Source organism: Bartonella sp. TS82HLJMH (assembly GCF_042193495.1).
Taxonomy (GTDB): domain Bacteria; phylum Pseudomonadota; class Alphaproteobacteria; order Rhizobiales; family Rhizobiaceae; genus Bartonella; species Bartonella grahamii.
On record NZ_JBHILU010000093.1, the window covers coordinates 1 to 703 of the forward strand.

A 703-nucleotide genomic window follows, 5' to 3' on the forward strand; every position below is an offset into this window, starting at 1 on the left:
TTTTTGCCAATTTCTACAGAAGATAAAAATGCTATAGATACGCCTAATTTATTAGCCATATCTAATAAACGTTCTGTTCGATCAATACGAATTTTACGTAAGGTTTTGCCAAATGGTGTAAGCATTTGATTCAAGCTCCTATTAATGCAATCAAGTGGTTTTCAATGATTTTTTGATGTTTTTGTTGATTTCATCTATGAGAGGTTCGTAATTGAGAATGCTTTTCGGAATAGCACCACCGTAAACCCACGCTTTCACTTGCGCTTTGGTACTAAAATCTGCATTCTTAGGTGTTTTGTAATACTGGCCGCCATCAAACTTTTCACACTCTCTTGTACCGTCTTCATATTCGTAGAGGTTGTAAAAATACTCCTCTGCTCCGTCTCCCCAAGGAACATAACCAACAGCTGTTGCAACAAACTCTTTTTGCATGGGTTGTTTACGCTTTTTTAAGAACAGGTGCTGTAAAATTCGCATGTTTAAAACCTTAATTTTACCTATGGGTCTATTTTCTTTAAATTTGACCGTACAGAGCGTTTTGTATTGCAGATATGGTTTTCATCATAAAATCTTTAAATCGCTTTGTAAGGTGCCTTTTTATCGATTTAAATACATATCCAATCCCAAAATGATCAGCACTTTTCACTATTTTGCTAACTTGCAATGTTTTTCACTGCTCCCCCAAGACCATTTAAAGTTTCTT

General features: G+C 35.3%; 1 protein-coding gene and 1 pseudogene. Both read right to left on the reverse strand.

All coding sequences use genetic code 11. The features are described from left to right. A pseudogene (locus tag ACFIKO_RS09420) lies at window positions 1-125 on the reverse strand (XRE family transcriptional regulator); the annotation flags it as partial. Between the two features lie 25 nt (window positions 126-150). Then, window positions 151-477 (reverse strand): hypothetical protein, encoded by a 327-nt coding sequence (locus tag ACFIKO_RS09425; RefSeq protein ID WP_375673916.1) that lies wholly within the window; start codon window positions 475-477, stop codon window positions 151-153. Between the last annotated feature and the right edge of the window lie 226 nt (window positions 478-703).